This is a genomic window from Pseudomonas migulae NBRC 103157 (assembly GCF_002091715.1).
Classification (GTDB): Bacteria; Pseudomonadota; Gammaproteobacteria; order Pseudomonadales; family Pseudomonadaceae; genus Aquipseudomonas; species Aquipseudomonas migulae_A.
This window is the reverse complement of record NZ_BDAG01000026.1, coordinates 67,584-85,919: the sequence shown is the minus strand read 5'-3', so window position 1 is coordinate 85,919 and position 18,336 is coordinate 67,584. Positions and strand designations below refer to the sequence as shown.

The following is an 18,336-nucleotide window of genomic DNA, read 5'->3' as shown; positions in this document are numbered from 1 at the left end:
ATCACGATCAAGGCTGCGACCCATGGACCCGATCATCGCTGCGACTCATGACGACCCTTATCCTTATTACGCGCAATTGCGCGCTCAAGGCGGGCTGGTTTTCCACGAAGGATTGAAACTTTGGGTAGCCTGCAGCGCCAAGGTTGTCGCTGCGGTGCTCGCGCATGCCGACTGCCATGTGCGGCCGGCTCATGAGCCCGTGCCCAAGGTGATTGCCCGCGGTGTGGCCGGTAAAGTCTTCAGTCAGTTGATGCGGATGAATGAAGGCGAACGCCAGCGTTGCCCGAGGTCGGCCATTGAGCCAGGGCTGGCGATGATCGACAGGGATGAGATCACTGCGCTGGTCAGCGCGCGATTGATCAGCCCGCACATTGATGGACTGCACAAGGCGATGTTCCGTGGCCCGACTTGCGTGGTGGCGGCGCTGCTGGGGTTCACGCCTGCACAGGGCCGGGTCGTCAGTGAGCTGACCGCGGATTTTGTCGCATGCCTGTCGCCCCTCAGCGATCAGACGCAACTGGACGCAGCCCATGTGGCGGCGGAACAGTTGAGCGGCTATTTCATTGAGTTACTGGATGATCCGGACAATCAAAGCACCCTGCTCGCCGGTATTCGCCAGCGGTTTGGGGGGACATCCTCCGACAGCGATGCAATGATCGCCAATCTCATCGGCCTGCTCTCCCAGACCTATGAAGCCACCGCCGGCCTGATCGGTAACGCGTTGTCGGCGTTGATTCGAAACCCGCAGTGGCTGAACGATTCGATCAACATTGACGACTTGGTGGCCGAAGCCCAGCGTTTCGATCCATCGGTGCAAAACACCCGCCGGTTCGTCGCCGCACCCTGTGAAATCGATGCTGTGAGCCTGCAGCCCGGCGATGTGATTCTGGTGCTGCTGGCCTCGGCCAATCGTGACCCGCAACTCAATGACCAGCCTGACACGTTCCTGTTCGAACGTGCGCAGCGGCGCAGTTTCACCTTTGGTGCAGGGCGTCATCAATGCCCGGGCCAGACGCTCGCCATGAACATCGCCAGTGCCACGTTGACGCAGATTCTGGCGTTGAGACCCGCACTGGACCGATTGACCTGGCACTACCGCCCTTCCCTCAACGGCCGGATTCCGCAGTTCTCATAAAGGGCACGCTATTAGTTACATGGCGTTAAAGGTGAAATGACTGGCCATGCGTTTATCACGGAGGACTTTCTCCATAGAGTCAGGGTGATATCAGTCAGCGAGGCGCCATCGATGCAAACCCAACTGGACAAGTCCCTGAGTGCTTTTCGCGAGCAGACCTCCTGCAAGGCCCAACGCCCATTCAGCGCGCCGAGCGTCTCGAACAGCTGTTGGGCCTGCAACCCCGGAGTATCCGCCTGTATCTCAAGCGCGACGATCACATGTTGCTGGGCGGTGGCGGAAACAAACTGCGCAAACTCGAATTCCACATCGGTGCAGCGCAAAAGGCCGGCATCGATACGATCATTACCGTGGGCGGCGTTCAGTCCAACCATGCGCGTCTGACCGCGGCGGTTTGCGCGCGTCTGGGCATCGACTGCGAATTGATCCTCACCCGCTCGGTCCCCAAATCCGAGGTGGATTACGAACTCAACGGTAACGTGCTGCTGGACCAGTTGTTTGGTGCACAGCTGCAAGTGCTTGCCGCAGGCACCGACTCACTCACCCTGGCCGAGAATCGGGCGGCGCAACTACGGGAATCGGGACGCAAGGTGCTGGTGATTTCCATGGGTGGCTCAACCCCTCTGGGCGCTCTCGGCTACGCGCGATGCGCGGCGGAAATCGCAGAGCAGGAGACGGCGCTCGGTCTCACCTTCCACCAGATCGTGGTGCCCAACGGCAGCGCCGGCACCCACGCCGGGCTCGCGACCGGCTTCCAGTTGCTGGGCCGAGGCACATCGGTCGTCAAGTCTTACTCGGTATTATCGGATCGCGATTCGTCCGCGACCCGAACCCTGAAACTGACCCAGGACACCCTGGCTTTACTGGGCAGAAACGCCCTCGTACGGCCCGAGGACATCGTGATTGACGGCAGTCAGTTAGGCGAGGGTTACGGCCTGCCGACCCAGGCCACGCAAGACGCCGTGCGCCTGATGGCGCGCGCAGAAGGTCTGCTGATCGACCCGGTGTACTCCGGCAAAGCGTTTGCGGGCCTGTTGGCTGATCTGAGGCAAGGTCGTTTCCGTGACGGTGACAACGTGTTGTTCGTGATGACAGGCGGGACGCCGGGGTTGTATGCCTATCGAGAGACGTTTCAGGGTTAGCGCATGCCAGGTTGACGGCGTTATCGTTTATCACCAGCAAGCCGGCTCCTGCAGCGTTCTGTGCTGTAGGAGCCGGCTTGCTGGCGATGGCGCCCTGTCAAACGACGCATTCGTCCGCCGATGCGGCAATCAATCATCCCGCGTCAGCACTTCCAGCAATTCAATCTCGAATATCAGGTTCGAATGTGGCGTGATCTTGCCCATGGTGCGCTCGCCATAGGCCAGGTGCGCCGGCACCAGCAACTTGCGCTTACCGCCGACCTGCATGCCCATGATGCCCTGGTCCCACCCCTTGATGACCCTCCCTGTACCGATCACACACTGGAAAGGCTTGCCTCGGCTGTAGGAGGAATCGAATTCGGTACCGTCTTCCAGCCAGCCGCGATACTGGGTGGTGATCAGTGCACCTTTGACGGCGGCTTTGCCGTCGCCCGGCTCGATGTCGATGATTTGCAGTTCGTCGTTCATGTTTCTACTCGTTTACGGTCGCCCGGGTCCGGGGCGCGGACGGAGGTTTTCGCAGAATTCGGCGCCGAAGGCAATCCATGGAACCGAAGCCCCTGACGCCTGCTCACATGAGTATCGACCTCGTGCTCAGTAAAGGATGCTCTGATGACCGACCCACGATCATTGCGCAGTTTCATCCCGCCTTACATTCTCAACCGAATCATCGCCCACGGGTCCGAGCATCAGCGCGCCAGCGCGCTGGTCACGCTGACCCACGTGCGCACGCTTCGGCACACCCCGGGCTCACCCGCGCCTTCTGCCGCGGCGGCGATCCTGCCCACTTCGTTTCAACCCGGCCAGGTCCGGCGCAGCATTCATGATGCGCAAGGCAAAATGCTTCTGCCGGGAATGCCTGCGCGCCTGGAAGGCCAGCCAGCAACGGGCGACCCCGCGGTTGATGAGGCGTACGATGCAATGGGCGCCAGTCATGATTTTTTCTGGAAGGTGCTGGGTCGCGACTCCATCGACAATCGGGGTTTTGCGCTGATTGGCAGTGTGCATTACGGCCAGGATTACGAAAACGCATTCTGGAACGGCGCGCAAATGGTCTTCGGGGATGGTGACGGCGAGATCTTCGAGCGTTTCACCCGCTCGCTGGATGTGATCGGGCACGAGCTGACTCATGGTGTGATCGAAAGCGAAGCTGGCCTGGTCTACGCCGGCCAGTCCGGGGCACTAAATGAGTCGGTATCGGATGTTTTCGGGGTGCTGATCAAGCAACGCGTGCTGGGTCAGACGGCCGCGGAGGCGGACTGGCTGATCGGCGCCGACCTGCTGACGCCTCGCATCAAGGGCGTCGGTTTGCGTTCGATGGCTCATCCAGGCACGGCTTACGACGATCCGTTGCTCGGCAAGGACCCGCAACCGGACCATATGCGCAAATTCGTCATCACCCAGGAAGACAATGGCGGCGTGCACATCAATTCCGGCATTCCCAACCGGGCGTTTTTTCTGGTGGCGCAAGCCCTGGGCGGCTTTGCCTGGGACAAGGCCGGGCGCATCTGGTACGACACGTTGTGCGACAAACGTTTGGGCGGCGATGCGACATTCGAGCAATTCGCGCAACTGACCGTTGCCCACGCTCGCAACCGTTTCGGCACCGACGAAGCCCGAGCGGTAGAGCACGGATGGGCCGAAGTGGGTGTCAAACCGAGTCAGGAGGGTTCATGAAAAAGCTGCCAGCATTGGGCGATGAAGCTGTTGTCAGTCTTTCCCGCCAGGGCGGTTTCGCGATGCTCCACACGCTGACCCGCCCCCGTGAAATCGAATTCGCGCAATGTGATCCCGATCAGCGCACGCGTATTTGCACGTTGCTGGAGGGTTGTCTGCCCCTGACTCGCGAATCTTCCGGCCAGGGCGATCAGCGCTTCTATCAAATCGAAGTGCGCTACCGCCTCAATGAACAGGACGACCGGCTGGTGCTGAAAGTGCCCGAGGACAAAGCGCCGGGGGAATTGGTGCATTTGTGGGACAAAGGAGAAGTTCTTTAAGGCGACAAGTGCCATAACGCAGGCGTGTGAACTACCATACGCACACTTTCCGTAATGATGGCTCGCCATGATGGCAACCCTTGAATGAACTTCGTCTGGACCAGCGCAGCCCTCGGCACCCTGGTGCTTGCCCTGATCATCGTGCTGATCTGCCGCGAGCGTTTGCTGCGCAAGCAGCTGGCCGAACATCGGGCGCTGATTGCCAGTCTGTCGGATCGGCAGACTATCCATCAGGACAGCGACGCTGAACGCTTCAAGCGCAGCCAGTACTTCGCCCGTATCGGCACCTGGGACTGGGATGTCGACACTGACCGGCTCTACTGGTCGGACGCGATCTACGGCATGTTCGGCTTCAAGGTCGGCGAAGTAACGCCCTCCTACGCCTTGTTTTGCGCCTGCGTGCACCCGGACGACCGGATCAAGGTGCGGGCCGGTGAGCTGCGCTGCCTGGAAACCGGTGAAAACCATGACGAGGAATACCGGGTCATCTGGCCTGACGGCACCATCCGCTGGTTGCGCGAGACCGGCAATGTCGTTAAAAACGACCACGATCAAACGATCAAGATGATGGGCGTGGTCCGCGACATCACCGAAGAAAAAGCCTCCGCCAGCTACTTGCAGCACTTGGCTCATTTCGACCCGTTGACTGGCCTGCCCAATCGTCTGGTGCTCGAAGAACGCCTGTCCAAGGCGCTGGAGCAGGCCCGAATCACTGCTACCCGAGTGGCACTGGTGTTCGTCGACCTCAACGGTTTCAAGGCCATCAACGACCATTACGGCCATGCCGCCGGTGACCGCGTCCTTGTCACCACCGCCACACGCCTGAAAAAGATCCTGCGCTCAACCGACACCGTCGCCCGCATCGGCGGCGACGAATTCGTGATCATCCTCCAGGGCCTGCCTCAAGGCAGCAGTCTGCAAGACGAAGCCCGCAGCATCTGCCAGAAAATCTTCGTCGAACTCTCACCCCCCGTGACCATCGGCACCGACCAACGCCACATCGGCACCAGCCTGGGCGTCGCGGTGTTCCCGGACCATGCGCCGAGCATGGACCGCTTGATTCATATTGCCGACCTGGCGATGTATGAGGCCAAGCGCAGCGGGAATAATCAGTATCGGTTGGGTGAGCAGACGTTGAGTCATAGTCGGGTTGAGTGACCCCTTAATGGTGGCACTGGCGGCCTAACGCTCCACCGGCGTGATATCCATGATCGTACCGTTGGTGATCATCACCATCATGTACTTGCCATTGATCTGCACCCACTGCGCCTGTTCCTTCGGTGCTCTCAGGCCCTTCGCCTTCCAGTTGCCGATGGCCTTCTCGCTGCGCTGGTAAACATCCGGGGCACGGTCGCCGACCACCAGTTCGCGGGTGTTGTTGACACCGGGCTGGACGGTTTTTTGGGGTTCATCGGCTTGAACCATCGGGCTGATACCGGCGATGCCTGCGACGAGGGCGAGGCTGGCGATAAGGGTCTTGCTGTTCATGAGTGAATCTCCAGTAATGTCGTGGTAACTGAAGTCCGACTGCGGGTGAAAAAAAACATTCCTTTTTGTTGCGTGCGAAGTACGCAACGACGCGCCATTCATACAATCATTGCCAACCGGGCTGACGCCTGCCATCGCAGCCTTTATCCTTGTGCCCCCCGCCGTACCGAGTTCTGGAGTTTTCCCCATGCCCCATGAAGGCAACCTGTTGCAAGCCGCTGTCGTGTTTCTGTTCGCGGCGGTGCTCACCGTTCCTTTGGCCAAGCGCCTGCAACTGGGGGCGGTGCTGGGCTATCTGTTTGCCGGCGTGATTATCGGGCCGTCGGTGTTGGGCCTGATCGGCAACCCGCAAAGCGTCAGCCATATTTCCGAACTCGGCGTGGTGTTGCTGCTGTTCATCATTGGTCTTGAGCTGTCGCCACGGCGCTTGTGGGTGATGCGTAAATCGGTGTTTGGCGTCGGCCTGGCGCAGGTGCTGCTGACCGGTTCGGTGATTGGCGTGGTGGCGCTGTTCGTGTTTGGACAATCGCTGAACAGCGCGATCGTACTCGGCCTGGGCCTGGCCTTGTCGTCCACTGCGTTTGGCTTGCAAAGTCTGGCTGAGCGCAAAGAGCTGACCAGTCCTCATGGGCGCCTGGCTTTTGCCATTCTGTTGTTCCAGGACATCGCCGCGATCCCGCTGATCGCCATGGTGCCACTGCTGGCGGGCGGCGATCACACCAGCAGCGCGGCCGAGGATTTGAACCACGGCTTGCGGGTATTGGGCAGCATTGCGGTGGTGGTCATTGGCGGTCGCTATCTGCTGCGACCGGTGTTCCGCGTGGTGGCCAGGACCGGTTTGCCGGAAGTCTCCACCGCCACCGCGTTGCTGGTGGTAATCGGCACGGCGTGGCTGATGGATCTGGTGGGCGTTTCGATGGCGTTGGGCGCGTTCCTCGCCGGTTTGCTGCTGGCGGACTCCGAGTATCGCCACGAGCTGGAAGCACAGATCGAACCCTTCAAGGGTTTGCTGCTGGGACTGTTTTTCATCAGCGTCGGCATGGGCGCGAACCTGAGTTTGCTGCTCAGCGCGCCGATCACGGTGCTGGGGCTGACGCTGCTGCTGATCGCCATCAAGCTGCCGCTGCTGTTTGTGGTGGGCCGACTGGCTGGTGGCCTGGGCAAGGTCAGTGCGATTCGCCTCGGCATCGTGCTCGCTGCCGGTGGTGAATTCGCGTTCGTGGTGTTCAAGATCGGCCGGGATCAGGGCTTGTTCGAGCCACGCCTGTATGACCTGCTGGTACTGACGATCACGCTGTCCATGGCCGTGACGCCGCTGTTGTTGCTGATCTGCGCACGACTGGTCAGCCCGAAGGTGCAGCCGGTGGTGGTGCCGGAGAAATTCCGCGAGATCGACACCGACAGCCCCCGCGTAGTGATCGCCGGCATGGGCCGGATGGGGCAGATCGTCGCCCGTATCCTGCGCGCGCAAAACATCAAGTTCGTGGCCCTCGACACCTCGGTGGAAACCATCGAACTGTCGCGCAGCTTCGGCGGCGTGCCGGTGTTCTACGGTGACCCGATGCGCCCGGAAATCCTCAGCGCGGCCAAGGTCGAGCAGGCGGAATATTTCATCATCGCCACCGATGACCCGGACACCAACATCAAGACCGCCGAGGTGGTGCACAGGCTGTATCCGCACATCAAGATCATCGCCCGCGCCCGTAACCGCCAGCATGTGCACCGGTTGGTAGACCTGGGGGCGGAAGCGATTCGGGAAACCTATTATTCGAGTCTGGAAATGAGCCGGCGCACGTTGGTAGGACTGGGGCTGACCCAGGCCCAGGCCGATGCGCGGATCAAGCGCTTCAAGCATCACGATGAACAGGTGCTGGAAGCACAGCACGCGGTGTATGACGATGCGGCGAAGGTGTTGCAGACCGCGCAGGAAGCCAGGGCGGAACTGGCGAAGCTGTTTGAGTCGGATCAGCTGGAAGAAGAATCCAGCAAGAGTTGAGGTGAATGTGAGGGCCTCTTCGCGAGCAAGCCCGCTCCCACCGTTGAAATGTATTCCCCTGTGGGAGCGGGCTTGCTCGCGAAGAACGATAACGCGGTGTATCTGAATAAATAACGACTTCAAGGAATCCACAATGGCCGCTGACCAACCCGCCCCTGCCCTCAAGGAAATCTTCAACGCCGAGCGCCTCCAGCACATCGCCACCGAGATGACCGCGGTCTACCCCGAGTTCAACGCCAGGTCCTTCCTGAAAATGGCCAACGACGGGCTTGCCGAGTTGTCGATCATGCAGCGCATGGCCCGGGTCAGCGAGTGCCTGCACGCGGTCCTGCCGTTGAGTTATGAAGCGTCGCTCGAGGTTCTGCGCGCCCTCGCCCCGCGCCTGAACAGCGGCTTCGTCAGCATCTCGCTGCCCCATTACGTCGCGACCTATGGCGGCCACGCGTTCGAACACTCGATGGATGCGCTCAAATACTTCACCACCTTCGGCTCAGCTGAATTCGCGATCCGCTATTTCCTGCGCAGCGACTTCGAGCGCGCGCTGGCGGTGATGCACGAGTGGTCGCTGGACGAAAACGAACACGTACGGCGTCTGGCCAGCGAAGGCTGCCGCCCGCGTCTGCCGTGGTCATTTCGACTGGAGCAGATCCAGGCAGACCCGACCCTCGCCGCCGCCATTCTCGACAACCTCAAGGCCGACGACAGCCTCTATGTGCGCAAGTCGGTGGCCAACCACTTGAACGACATCACCAAGGACCATCCCGAATGGGTGCTGGACCTGATCGAAGGCTGGTCGCTGGACAACAGGCACACCGCGTGGATCGCCAGGCACGCCCTTCGCAGCCTGATCAAACAGGGCAACCCGCGAGCACTGGCGATCATTGGCGCGGGTGGCAAGCCCGAGGTCGAGATCATGGACGTGAAAGTCGAACCGGCGGTGATTGCGCTGGGCGAGAAAATCACCTTGTCCTTTACCGTTAAATCCACGGTCGAGAACAGCCAGCGACTGGTGATCGATTACGCCATCGATTACGTCAAGGCCAACGGCAGCACTTCTGCGAAGGTCTTCAAGCTCAAGGCGCTGACATTGCCCGGCAAAGCGTACGAACTCATCGCCCGAGGTCAGCACATCAAGGAACTCACGACTCGCAAGCATTACGCCGGCAAACATGCAGTGCACGTAATGGTGAACGGCGAACGGCTGGCCAGCACTGCCTTCGAAATCCTCCCCTGAAACGCGGCCCCCTGTAGGAGCCGGCTTGCTGGCGATAGCGTTCTGAGAATTGATGCTGGATTCAAAGGCCCATCGCCAGCAAGCCGGCTCCTACAAGGGGTTCTGGCCCAGCAGTAAAGATTGCTCGCGCTCACACAATTCCACCACGTAATCCCACAACACCCGCAGCCGCACGGATTTGTGCAGCTCGCGACGGGTGCTGATCCAGTAGCTGCGCTGGATGCTTTCATCCGGCAACAACGGCACCAGCTCTGGATCGGCACTGGCCATGTAGCACGGCAACACCGCGATCCCCAGGCCCGAGCGCGCCGCCTGTTGCTGGGCGATCACGCTGGTGCTGTGGAAGACCACCTGCGGGTTGCGACAGAAGCTGTTGAGGAACATCAGTTCCTGGCTGAACAGCAAATCGTCGACATAACCGATCCAGGCATGCCGACCGAGGTCTTCGCGGCTGCGCAGCGGTGGCGACCTGTCGAGATAAGCCTGGCTGGCATACAGCGCCAGGCGATAGTCGGTGAGCTTGCGCGTGACCAGCATGTCGGCGGACGGCCGCTCCAGATGAATGCTGATCTCGGCTTCGCGGTTGAGAATGCTGACAAACCGTGGCACCGCCACCAGTTCCACTTCCAGCCCCGGGTAGCGTTCGAACAGCCCGTTCATGCGGCTGGCGAGGAACATGATGCCCAGCCCTTCCGTTACGCCGACGCGAATCTTGCCCAGCGGCGCCGTCGATTGGGTGATTTCTTCCTGCGCCAACAGCGCCACGTTTTCCATCGCCTCGGCGTGTTTGAGCAACGCTTCGCCGGCCGGGGTCATCTCGTAGCCTTGGGCGTGCTGGATGAACAGCGCCGTGCCGAGGCTCTTTTCGATGGCCTCGATGTGCCGGGCCACTGTCGCGTGGGTGGTGTTCAAACGGCGGGCAGCAGTGAGCAAACGCCCGCTGCGCTGCAATTCGAGAAAAAACCGCAGGTCATTCCAGTCGAACATGAACCGTCCTCAGGGCTACGCTGTTTAAAAACGCACAGCGGCTGCGCAAAAACTAACATTCTTTTGACGAAAGCTAACAACTAGGATGACCCACAACAAGAACAACAATACGAGGTCAGGGATGCAGACTTCCCTTGATGAATACGACTACATCGTGGTCGGGGCCGGACCGGCCGGTTGTTTGCTGGCCAATCGGTTATCGGCCAACCCGCAACACCGGGTACTGCTGCTTGAAGCCGGCGGCCGCGATAACTACGCATGGATTCACATCCCCGTGGGTTACCTGTTCTGCATCGGCAACCCGCGCACCGACTGGTGCTTCAAGACCGAGGCGCAACCCGGCCTGCAAGGTCGCGCCCTGAGTTACCCACGCGGCAAGGTGCTCGGCGGCTGTTCCTCGATCAACGGCATGATCTACATGCGCGGCCAGGCCCGCGACTACGATGGCTGGGCCACTGAGGGCAATCCCGGCTGGAGCTGGAACGACGTCCTGCCGCTGTTCAAGAAAAGCGAAAATCACTTTGCCGGCGACTCGGCGTTTCACGGTGCCGCCGGCGAATGGCGGATCGAGCGCCAGCGTCTTTCATGGCCGATTCTCGATGCTTTCCGCAGCGCCGCCGAACAACGCGGCATCGCCAGCATCGACGACTTCAACCAGGGCGACAACGAAGGTTGCGGCTACTTCCAGGTCAACCAGAAAGCCGGGATTCGCTGGAATGCGGCCAAGGCGTTTCTCAAACCGGTCCGCCATCGGGCCAATCTCACCGTGCTGACGGACGTCGAAGTAGACCGCGTGCTGCTGGAAAACGGTCGCGCCTCGGCGGTCAGCACGCGCTGGCAAGGCCAGGCGAAAACCTTCAAGGCGCGCAAGGAAATCATCCTCTGCGCAGGCGCCGTCGGTTCGCCGACCATCCTGCAACGCTCCGGCATCGGCCCTCGCCCGCTCCTGGAAAAACTGGGGATCGGCGTGGTCCATGAGCTGGCCGGCGTGGGCGGCAATCTGCAGGATCACCTGCAACTGCGGCTGATCTACAAACTGGAAAACGCCCGGACCCTGAACCAGATCGCCGGCAGCGTCTGGGGCAAGATGGGCATGGGTTTGCGTTACCTCTACGACCGCAGCGGACCGCTGTCGATGGCGCCGAGTCAGCTCGGTGCGTTTGCCCGGTCGGGGCCGGAACAGACCTCGGCGAACCTCGAATACCACGTGCAACCCTTGTCGCTGGAACGTTTCGGCGAGCCCTTGCACGCCTTCCCCGCCTTCACCGCGTCGGTCTGCGATTTGCGCCCGCAAAGCCGTGGCCGAATCGACATTCGTTCGACCGATCCGCAGGAAGCTCCGCTGATTCAACCCAATTATTTGAGCCACCCGGAAGACTTGCGCGTCGCGGCCGACGCCATACGCCTGACCCGGCGCATCGTTTCCGCCCCCGCCCTGCAAGCATTCAAACCGGTGGAATACCTGCCCGGTGACAGCCTGCAGAGCGAAGAAGAACTGCACGAAGCCGCCGCCCGCATCGGCACGACGATTTTCCATCCGGTCGGCACCTGCCGCATGGGCAACGACGCCGACGCGGTGGTCGATGCGCAGCTCAAAGTCCATGGCATCGCCGGCCTGCGCATCGCCGATGCGTCGATCATGCCGCGCATCACCTCGGGCAACACCTGTTCGCCTACGCTGATGATTGCCGAGAAAGCGGCGCAACTCATCCTCAATCCCCCCTCAAGGAGCCTGACACCGCCAATGGAACTGGCGACAAATACCTGAACTCACAATCCAGACATTGTAGGAGCCGGCTTGCTGGCGATAGCGACCGATCAGCCAGCATCAGAGTCGCCAGACACGCCGACATCGTCAGCAAGTCGGCTCCTGCAACAAGGGTTACACCCCGATGCATCGCAGTAGCGGCACCCGCCCACAAGGCAGGCGCCGGCAGTGGAACAACAAAAACAATCACTGTGAGGGATACCGATATGTCAGAACATGTACAGCCTCTGGAGATAACACGCAGCGTCGACACGAGCAGCGATACCCGCAAAGTCATTTTCGCGTCGTCACTCGGGACGGTGTTCGAGTGGTATGACTTCTTCCTCTACGGCGCCCTCGCGGCGGTCATCAGTAAACAGTTTTTCGCCGGGGTCAACGACACCACCGCGTTCATCTTTGCGCTGATGGCGTTCGCCGCCGGTTTCATCGTGCGGCCCTTCGGTGCGCTGGTGTTCGGTCGGTTGGGGGACATGATCGGGCGTAAATATACCTTCCTCGCGACCATCGTTCTCATGGGTGTCGCGACGTTCTGCGTCGGGCTGCTGCCGACCTACGCAAGCATCGGCATTGCCGCGCCGATCATTCTGGTGGTGTTACGCATGCTTCAGGGCCTGGCCCTGGGCGGTGAATATGGCGGCGCTGCAACTTATGTCGCGGAACACGCGCCCATCGGCAAACGCGGTTTCCACACCAGCTGGATTCAATCCACTGCAACCCTCGGCTTGCTGCTGTCGTTACTCGTGGTGCTGGGTTGCCGTTATTTCACCGGGGACCAGTTCGAAGTCTGGGGCTGGCGGATTCCGTTTCTGTTTTCGATCGTGCTGCTGGGCATCTCGACCTGGATTCGCCTGAGCCTGCACGAATCACCCGCGTTCGTGAAAATGAAAGAGGAAGGCAAGCTCTGCAAGTCGCCGCTGCGCGATTCCTTCGGCAAATGGGAAAACCTCAAAGTCGTATTGATCGCCCTGTTCAGCATCAACGCCGGGCAAGCAGTGACGTTTTATGCGGCGCAGTTTTATGTGCTGTTCTTCCTCACCCAGTTCCTGAAAATGGACCCGGCACTGGCCAACAGCCTGTTGATCGTCAGCGTGATCATCGGCGCGCCGTTCTTCATTTTCTTCGGTTGGCTGTCGGATAAGGTCGGGCGCAAACCGGTGTTGATGATCGGTCTGTTGCTGGCTACCGCGCTGTACTTCCCGATCTTCAAGACCCTGGCTCATTACGCCAATCCGGCCATCGACCAGGCCAGCCGTCAGGCACCGATCATCGTGCTGGCCGATCCGGCCACCTGCACGTTCCAGTTCGATCCGGTGGGCAAGGCGAAATTTGACAGCCCGTGCGACAAGGTCAAAACCTTCCTGGTGAAACAGGGCTTGCCTTACACCAGTGAAGCGGCCCCGGCTGGCAGCGGCGTGCAGGTCAGCGTCGGCGAGGTGAAAATCGATGGCTATGACGAAGCGGCGCTGCGTGGTGCGGTGACGCTGGCCGGGTATCCTTCACAGGCTGACACTCAGCTGATCAACAAGCCGATGATCGTGGCGTTGATCGTTGCACTGATCATCATTTCCGCCATGTGCTATGGCCCGCTGGCGGCGCTGATGGTCGAACTGTTCCCGACGCGCATCCGCTATACATCGATGTCCCTGCCTTATCACATCGGGAATGGCTGGTTTGGCGGGTTTCTGCCGACGGTGTCGTTTGCGTTGGTGGTGTATACCGGGGACATTTTCTACGGGCTTTGGTACCCGGTGGTGATTACTGCGGTGAGCCTGGTGGTGGGGATGATCTGTTTGCGTGAGACCAAGAACGTGGATCTGGATACCAACTGAGTTCGGGTTTGAATGGGGTATGGTCAAGTGAATGGGGGGCAGAAGATGGGCTGACCATACATTTCGTTCGGTGCCTCGCTAAGGCTCGGCATGCCCTCCTTCCGGCCCTGCTCCGAGGGCCCGCCGCCATCGGCCATCCATGGCTGGGGGCGGCTGACCCGGCATCCGTCGCCGGGTTGCCCACTGCGCAGAACCTCCGCTCGGCCTCTCGAGGGGGCGCGACTACCGCCACAGCACCCGAGGCGGCCTTCGGGCCGACCTGTCGTTTGAAGCATTCGCGTTCCCCTGTGGGAGCTGGCTTGCCAGCGATGGTCGTTGACGATAACGCGTGCTGTCTGAATGAACGTGGTGTCTGGACGTCCATCGCTAGCAAGCCAGCTCCTACAGGGGAACGCGAACATCCGCGAGATCAAACCGCTATCCGATTACTCAAGTGAACAGAATTACCGCAAACGCGAGCCGTTTTCGCTACTCTGACCCCACGCCCCCATCGCCCCGCCACTCACCCGACCGAGGCACCATGATCATTTCATCCGCATCCGACTACCGCGAGGCAGCCCGCCGCAAACTCCCTCGATTCCTGTTCGATTACATCGACGGCGGCGCTTATGCAGAGCACACCCTGAGGGCCAACAGCGCCGACCTGACAGGCATCAGCCTGCGCCAGCGCATCCTGAAAAACGTCGAAACCCTGAGCCTTGAAACCACCCTCTTCGACCAGCCCCTGGCAATGCCGATCATCCTCGCGCCGGTCGGCCTGACAGGCATGTTCGCCCGTCGCGGTGAAGTGCAGGCGGTCAAAGCCGCACAAAACAAAGGCATCCCCCTGTGCCTTTCAACGGTCTCGGTGTGCTCGATCGAGGAAGTGGCGACCCAAACCCGACAATCCATCTGGTTTCAGCTGTATGTGCTGAAAGACAGAGGCTTCATGAAAAATGCCCTGGAGCGAGCCAAGGCCGCCGGGGTGAAAAATCTGGTGTTCACCGTCGACATGCCTACGCCCGGCGCGCGCTACCGGGACGCACACTCGGGCATGTCCGGGCCTTTTGCGTCTTCGCGAAGAATCTTGCAGGCCATGACCAGACCCGACTGGGCCTTCAACGTCGGCCTCATGGGGCGCCCGCACGACCTGGGCAACATCTCCAAGTACCTCGGCAAAGCCGTCACCCTCGAAGACTACATGGGCTGGCTGGCCAACAACTTCGACCCTTCGATCAGCTGGAGCGATCTGGAGTGGATTCGCGATTTCTGGCAAGGCCCGATGATCATCAAGGGCATCCTTGACCCTCAGGATGCGCGGGACGCGGTCAGCTTTGGCGCGGACGGCATTGTGGTGTCGAACCACGGCGGGCGACAGCTGGACGGCGTGCTCTCCACCACCAAGGCACTCCCGCCGATCATGCAAGCGGTGGGCAATGACCTGACGGTGCTGGTCGACTCGGGAATCCGTTCGGGTCTCGATGTCGTGCGGATGCTGGCGCTGGGCGCGAAAGGCGTGTTGCTGGGGCGTTCCATGGCGTACGCGCTGGCCGCCGACGGTCAACGCGGGGTGGAAAACATGCTGGATATTTTCGCTAAAGAGATGCGCGTGGCGATGACGTTGACCGGGGTGACGTCGATTGCTCAGATCGATGAATCCACGCTGGTGCAGGCGGTTCGTGAGCTGAAAGCCTGATCGTAAAAACGCCCTGTCACTGCAGGGCGTTTTCCATCATTCGACGTTTTTCAGAATCTCGAACGTGACTTGATCGGGATAGAACGCCACGTAACCTTTGATCTGCTCTACCGACACCTTCGGGTTTTCATAGCTCCAGGCTGCATTGGCCCCCTCATGCCCCGTAACCTGCAGGCTGAAATAGCTCGCGTCACCCTTGTAAGGGCAATAGCTCGTGTGATCGGTGCGGGCAAAATATTGCTCGTCGATGTCCTCCCGCGGGACGTAATACACCGGAGGGTAATTGGCCTCCAGCAGCACCAGCGCGCGGGTGGACGCGGCCACCTGAATATCGTGAAACTTCACCAGCAGGGTGCCGGGTTGCTCGGCGATGGTGATGACAGGACTGGGACCGGAGCTTTTCATGAAATGCGTTCCTCGGGACGATGATAAACCTGCAGGAGCGTGCGATGCGGCGATCCGATGTCCGCGACGGGTTGCGCAGCGGCCCCAACACTTGAGAACACAACTGTGTCAGGTATAACCCAGATTTCGTCATCACGACGCCTTCACAGCCGAACGGGGGAACCCTGACGGTTATCCGTCTGTAGCCCGCGAATAGACCAACGGCTCAACTGCACCGAAATATCGTCTACGATCAATAGCACCGTTGACATCCCTGCTTCGCAGTCAGGTCGTCGTGGTGTGGGGGTTCGAGTCTCAGAAACCTGAGGGTCACCAACATGCCGGCCAGTCGATTTTCCCTCGATCAAACGATCATCACCCTCGATGCACGCCCCGATCGCCTCGATCTGCGTGATCGCCTGTTCACTCCACGCATTCAATCGTTACCGCCCTCCTGGCCCGCCGACAAAGACATCGCCGCCGAACTCTCGGGGTATCTGGCCAGAGACATGGTGCTGTTCCAGGGCAGCGAAGGCGCGTGCACCGGGTTTGGCCTGGCGGCGGTGGTCAACTTTCTGTTGTGGCGACGGGACCGCGCGTCTACCAAAACCAGCCCGCGCCAGCTCTATCATCTGGCCAAACTGTATGACGAATGGCCCGGCGAGGATTACTCGGGGTCGAGCTGCCGGGGCGCGTTGAAAGGCTGGCACAAACATGGCGTCTGCGCGCAGGAACTGTGGCCCTACACCGTCAAGCCTGATGGTTCGGCCCCGGCGTTCGAGGCGCCGGCCGAGAATTGGGCCGCCGATGCCGTGACCCGGCCGCTGGGGGTTTACTACCGCGTCGAGAAGGACGATGTCACCGCGATGATGGCGGCGCTGTACGAAGCCGGTGCGCTTTACGTCTCAGCCAATGTGCATCAGGGCTGGGCGCTGATGCGACCCAAAGGCAGAAAAAGCCCGGTGGCGGCGTTCGAAAGCATGTCGCAACTGCCTGTGATCAAGTGCTCGGCAAACAATCAGGGCGGTCATGCCTTTGCCTTGATCGGCTACACCAGTCAAGGCTTCATCGTGCAGAACTCCTGGTCGACCGACTGGGGATTTTCGGGGTTCGCCATCCTGACGTTCGAAGACTGGCTGGCCAACGGTACCGATGCCTGGACCGTGGCCCTCGGCGTACCGATCGAACATGGCGGGCTCTCCCAAAACTCGCGCACGTCACGTGCCTGGGCCGATGTGCAATCACCGTTTCGCAACGCCCTGACGAGCTCCATCGCCAAGCGCGAGGGCTTTTCGTTGTTCACCGCCAGCACCCGCGATTCAGAACGCAAAGGGCCCGCGCTGCTGACCAAGGATCAGGCGTACGGCCTGACCATCGTCATGGAAAACAACGGCAGCATCGGCCCCCGACTGACGGACGTGGAAAACGTCCGGGCGGGAGTCAAACGGATCGTCTACGAAGCGCCACGCACCTGGTTCGAGAAACTGCCCGCGTCCAGCAAACCTGCCGTATTACGCATCGCCATTGTGGCCCATGGCGGGCTCAACTCCGAACAGGACTCCATCAACCGGATTTGCGCGATGGCGCCCTACTTCCTCGAAAACGGAATCTATCCACTGTTCGTGACCTGGCGCACCGGAGCGCTGGAAACATTGGCGGATATCATCCAGGACACCCTGCCGGGCGTGTTTGATGCCGGCGGCGTCAGCGACGTATTGAAGCTGATCAAGGACAAAACCGTAGAAGGCCTTGATCGCACGGTCGAGCTGGCGACCAAAAAACTCGGTGGCGATCAGTGGAGCCAGATGAAGCAGAACGCCGAAGCCGCTGCCGTTACGGGTTTCACTCCGCGGGGCTTGGTGGAGATGGCAGACAACCTGAAAAAACTGGTCGACGACCTGGGCCCGAAAAAAGTCGAGCTGCACCTGATTGGTCATTCTGCCGGCTCGTTGATCAACGGCCACTTGATCCGCCTGTTGTGGGCCCGAACGTTGCCGACCGAGACATCGACGCTGATGGCCCCGGCGTGCACCCTCGATTTCGCTAACCAGACCTACCGCAAAGTCATCGAAGACGGCGGGCTCAAGCGCAAGGACTTCCATATTTACCTGATGTCCGACCAGCGCGAACAGACGGATAACGTCATTGGCGCCTACCACAAATCACTGCTCTACCTGGTTTCCCGGGCTTATGAAGAACTGCAACGCATGCCACTGCTGGGCATGGCCAGCAGCCTCGACGGGAACTGCCAGAACTTCAGCGACCCCGATCTGGCGGTATGGAACATTGCGGCCCGAAACATGACCGAACAATGGAACCGCTTTTACTGGGGCAACAGCATTCCGAGCGGTTTCGCCACAACCGGTCGCGGGCTGCCAGACGCATTCGCGCAAACCCTGCATATTTTCAACGAACCAAAGATGAACTACGGCGCGGGCGTCAAGGCGGACACTTCTCACGGTGGGTTCGACAATGACATCAACATCATCACCAGTGTTTTGCTGACCATTCTTCGACTGGCACCCGGCGCCAGACTCGCGCAGCCGGTGGTTAACCTGAACTACTGATGTGTGCGAGCCTGCTCGCGATGGACGTGAACGATAATGCGGGGCACATGACGAACCGCGGCGCTCTGTCGGTCATCGCGAGCAAGCTCGCTCCTGCAGGGGGATGATTGACGCCGTTGCAATGAATCGAAATG

General features: G+C 60.4%; 14 protein-coding genes and 1 pseudogene. 11 read left to right on the top strand and 4 right to left on the bottom strand.

All coding sequences use genetic code 11. The annotated features are described in order from the left end of the window. The first annotated feature begins 22 nt into the window (after positions 1-22). Together PMI01S_RS19455 and PMI01S_RS19450 are read left to right on the top strand one after the other, a co-directional pair. Positions 23-1,135, top strand: a complete 1,113-nt coding sequence (locus PMI01S_RS19455; RefSeq protein WP_084321709.1) for a cytochrome P450 — start codon at positions 23-25, stop codon at positions 1,133-1,135. Positions 1,136-1,246: 111 nt separating this feature from the next. After that, positions 1,247-2,277: pseudogene (locus PMI01S_RS19450) on the top strand (D-cysteine desulfhydrase family protein). A gap of 129 nt (positions 2,278-2,406) precedes the next feature. On the opposite strand, the gene PMI01S_RS19445 reads toward PMI01S_RS19450, so the two are convergent. Next, positions 2,407-2,745 carry an FKBP-type peptidyl-prolyl cis-trans isomerase gene (locus PMI01S_RS19445; protein ID WP_084321708.1) on the bottom strand — a complete coding sequence of 113 codons (339 nt, stop codon included), beginning with the start codon at positions 2,743-2,745 and terminating at the stop codon, positions 2,407-2,409. A gap of 144 nt (positions 2,746-2,889) precedes the next feature. On the opposite strand from PMI01S_RS19445, the gene PMI01S_RS19440 reads away from it, so the two are divergent. The 3 genes from PMI01S_RS19440 to PMI01S_RS19430 all read left to right on the top strand — a co-directional run bounded on the left by PMI01S_RS19440 (position 2,890) and on the right by PMI01S_RS19430 (position 5,432). After that, positions 2,890-3,954 carry a M4 family metallopeptidase gene (locus tag PMI01S_RS19440; protein WP_084321707.1) on the top strand — a complete coding sequence of 355 codons (1,065 nt, stop codon included), beginning with the start codon at positions 2,890-2,892 and terminating at the stop codon, positions 3,952-3,954. Continuing rightward, on the top strand, positions 3,951-4,274 hold the full coding sequence (locus tag PMI01S_RS19435; protein WP_084321706.1) for a protealysin inhibitor emfourin: 324 nt from the start codon (positions 3,951-3,953) through the stop codon (positions 4,272-4,274). Before PMI01S_RS19440 ends, PMI01S_RS19435 begins: the two co-directional genes overlap by 4 nt. Before the next feature lie 84 nt (positions 4,275-4,358). Beyond that, complete coding sequence (locus PMI01S_RS19430) at positions 4,359-5,432, top strand: diguanylate cyclase domain-containing protein (RefSeq protein ID WP_084321705.1); 1,074 nt, start codon at positions 4,359-4,361, stop codon at positions 5,430-5,432. Between the two features lie 24 nt (positions 5,433-5,456). Here the strand turns inward: PMI01S_RS19430 and PMI01S_RS19425 are convergent, their stop codons facing one another. Continuing rightward, positions 5,457-5,762, bottom strand: a complete 306-nt coding sequence (locus PMI01S_RS19425; protein ID WP_084321704.1) for an RcnB family protein — start codon at positions 5,760-5,762, stop codon at positions 5,457-5,459. A gap of 187 nt (positions 5,763-5,949) precedes the next feature. Here PMI01S_RS19425 and PMI01S_RS19420 point away from each other — a divergent pair, with 187 nt between their 5' ends. Both PMI01S_RS19420 and PMI01S_RS19415 read left to right on the top strand, forming a co-directional pair. Continuing rightward, positions 5,950-7,758, top strand: coding sequence for a monovalent cation:proton antiporter-2 (CPA2) family protein (locus PMI01S_RS19420; protein WP_084321703.1), 1,809 nt, complete (start codon positions 5,950-5,952; stop codon positions 7,756-7,758). A 133-nt stretch (positions 7,759-7,891) separates the two neighbouring features. After that, positions 7,892-8,992 carry a DNA alkylation repair protein gene (locus PMI01S_RS19415; protein ID WP_084321702.1) on the top strand — a complete coding sequence of 367 codons (1,101 nt, stop codon included), beginning with the start codon at positions 7,892-7,894 and terminating at the stop codon, positions 8,990-8,992. A 90-nt stretch (positions 8,993-9,082) separates the two neighbouring features. Here the strand turns inward: PMI01S_RS19415 and PMI01S_RS19410 are convergent, their stop codons facing one another. Then, entirely contained in the window at positions 9,083-9,979 is an 897-nt protein-coding gene (locus PMI01S_RS19410) for a LysR family transcriptional regulator (RefSeq protein WP_084321701.1), read from the bottom strand. A 121-nt stretch (positions 9,980-10,100) separates the two neighbouring features. Between PMI01S_RS19410 and PMI01S_RS19405 the strand changes: the two genes are divergently transcribed. The 3 genes from PMI01S_RS19405 to lldD all read left to right on the top strand — a co-directional run bounded on the left by PMI01S_RS19405 (position 10,101) and on the right by lldD (position 15,251). After that, a complete protein-coding gene (locus tag PMI01S_RS19405; protein WP_084321700.1) occupies positions 10,101-11,747 on the top strand; it encodes a GMC family oxidoreductase in 1,647 nt (548 codons plus the stop codon). A 206-nt stretch (positions 11,748-11,953) separates the two neighbouring features. Beyond that, on the top strand, positions 11,954-13,576 hold the full coding sequence (locus PMI01S_RS19400) for an MFS transporter (RefSeq protein ID WP_084321699.1): 1,623 nt from the start codon (positions 11,954-11,956) through the stop codon (positions 13,574-13,576). Positions 13,577-14,096: 520 nt separating this feature from the next. Beyond that, positions 14,097-15,251, top strand: coding sequence for an FMN-dependent L-lactate dehydrogenase LldD (gene lldD, locus PMI01S_RS19390; RefSeq protein ID WP_084321698.1), 1,155 nt, complete (start codon positions 14,097-14,099; stop codon positions 15,249-15,251). A 36-nt stretch (positions 15,252-15,287) separates the two neighbouring features. Here lldD and PMI01S_RS19385 read toward each other — a convergent pair whose 3' ends face one another. Continuing rightward, entirely contained in the window at positions 15,288-15,656 is a 369-nt protein-coding gene (locus tag PMI01S_RS19385) for a DUF427 domain-containing protein (protein ID WP_084321697.1), read from the bottom strand. 317 nt (positions 15,657-15,973) lie between these two features. Here PMI01S_RS19385 and PMI01S_RS19380 point away from each other — a divergent pair, with 317 nt between their 5' ends. Then, positions 15,974-18,202, top strand: a complete 2,229-nt coding sequence (locus PMI01S_RS19380) for a C1 family peptidase (protein ID WP_084321696.1) — start codon at positions 15,974-15,976, stop codon at positions 18,200-18,202. Positions 18,203-18,336 lie beyond the last annotated feature (134 nt).

Bases quoted from the DNA above. Each gene is read 5' to 3' on its own strand.
- PMI01S_RS19400 (WP_084321699.1), top strand. From the start codon at position 11,954: ATGTCAGAACATGTACAGCCTCTGGAGATAACACGCAGCGTCGACACG.
- lldD (WP_084321698.1), top strand. From the start codon at position 14,097: ATGATCATTTCATCCGCATCCGACTACCGCGAGGCAGCCCGCCGCAAA.
- PMI01S_RS19380 (WP_084321696.1), top strand. From the start codon at position 15,974: ATGCCGGCCAGTCGATTTTCCCTCGATCAAACGATCATCACCCTCGAT.
- PMI01S_RS19415 (WP_084321702.1), top strand. From the start codon at position 7,892: ATGGCCGCTGACCAACCCGCCCCTGCCCTCAAGGAAATCTTCAACGCC.
- PMI01S_RS19405 (WP_084321700.1), top strand. From the start codon at position 10,101: ATGCAGACTTCCCTTGATGAATACGACTACATCGTGGTCGGGGCCGGA.
- PMI01S_RS19440 (WP_084321707.1), top strand. From the start codon at position 2,890: ATGACCGACCCACGATCATTGCGCAGTTTCATCCCGCCTTACATTCTC.
- PMI01S_RS19455 (WP_084321709.1), top strand. From the start codon at position 23: ATGGACCCGATCATCGCTGCGACTCATGACGACCCTTATCCTTATTAC.
- PMI01S_RS19420 (WP_084321703.1), top strand. From the start codon at position 5,950: ATGCCCCATGAAGGCAACCTGTTGCAAGCCGCTGTCGTGTTTCTGTTC.
- PMI01S_RS19445 (WP_084321708.1), bottom strand. From the start codon at position 2,745: ATGAACGACGAACTGCAAATCATCGACATCGAGCCGGGCGACGGCAAA.
- PMI01S_RS19435 (WP_084321706.1), top strand. From the start codon at position 3,951: ATGAAAAAGCTGCCAGCATTGGGCGATGAAGCTGTTGTCAGTCTTTCC.
- PMI01S_RS19425 (WP_084321704.1), bottom strand. From the start codon at position 5,762: ATGAACAGCAAGACCCTTATCGCCAGCCTCGCCCTCGTCGCAGGCATC.
- PMI01S_RS19410 (WP_084321701.1), bottom strand. From the start codon at position 9,979: ATGTTCGACTGGAATGACCTGCGGTTTTTTCTCGAATTGCAGCGCAGC.
- PMI01S_RS19430 (WP_084321705.1), top strand. From the start codon at position 4,359: ATGAACTTCGTCTGGACCAGCGCAGCCCTCGGCACCCTGGTGCTTGCC.
- PMI01S_RS19385 (WP_084321697.1), bottom strand. From the start codon at position 15,656: ATGAAAAGCTCCGGTCCCAGTCCTGTCATCACCATCGCCGAGCAACCC.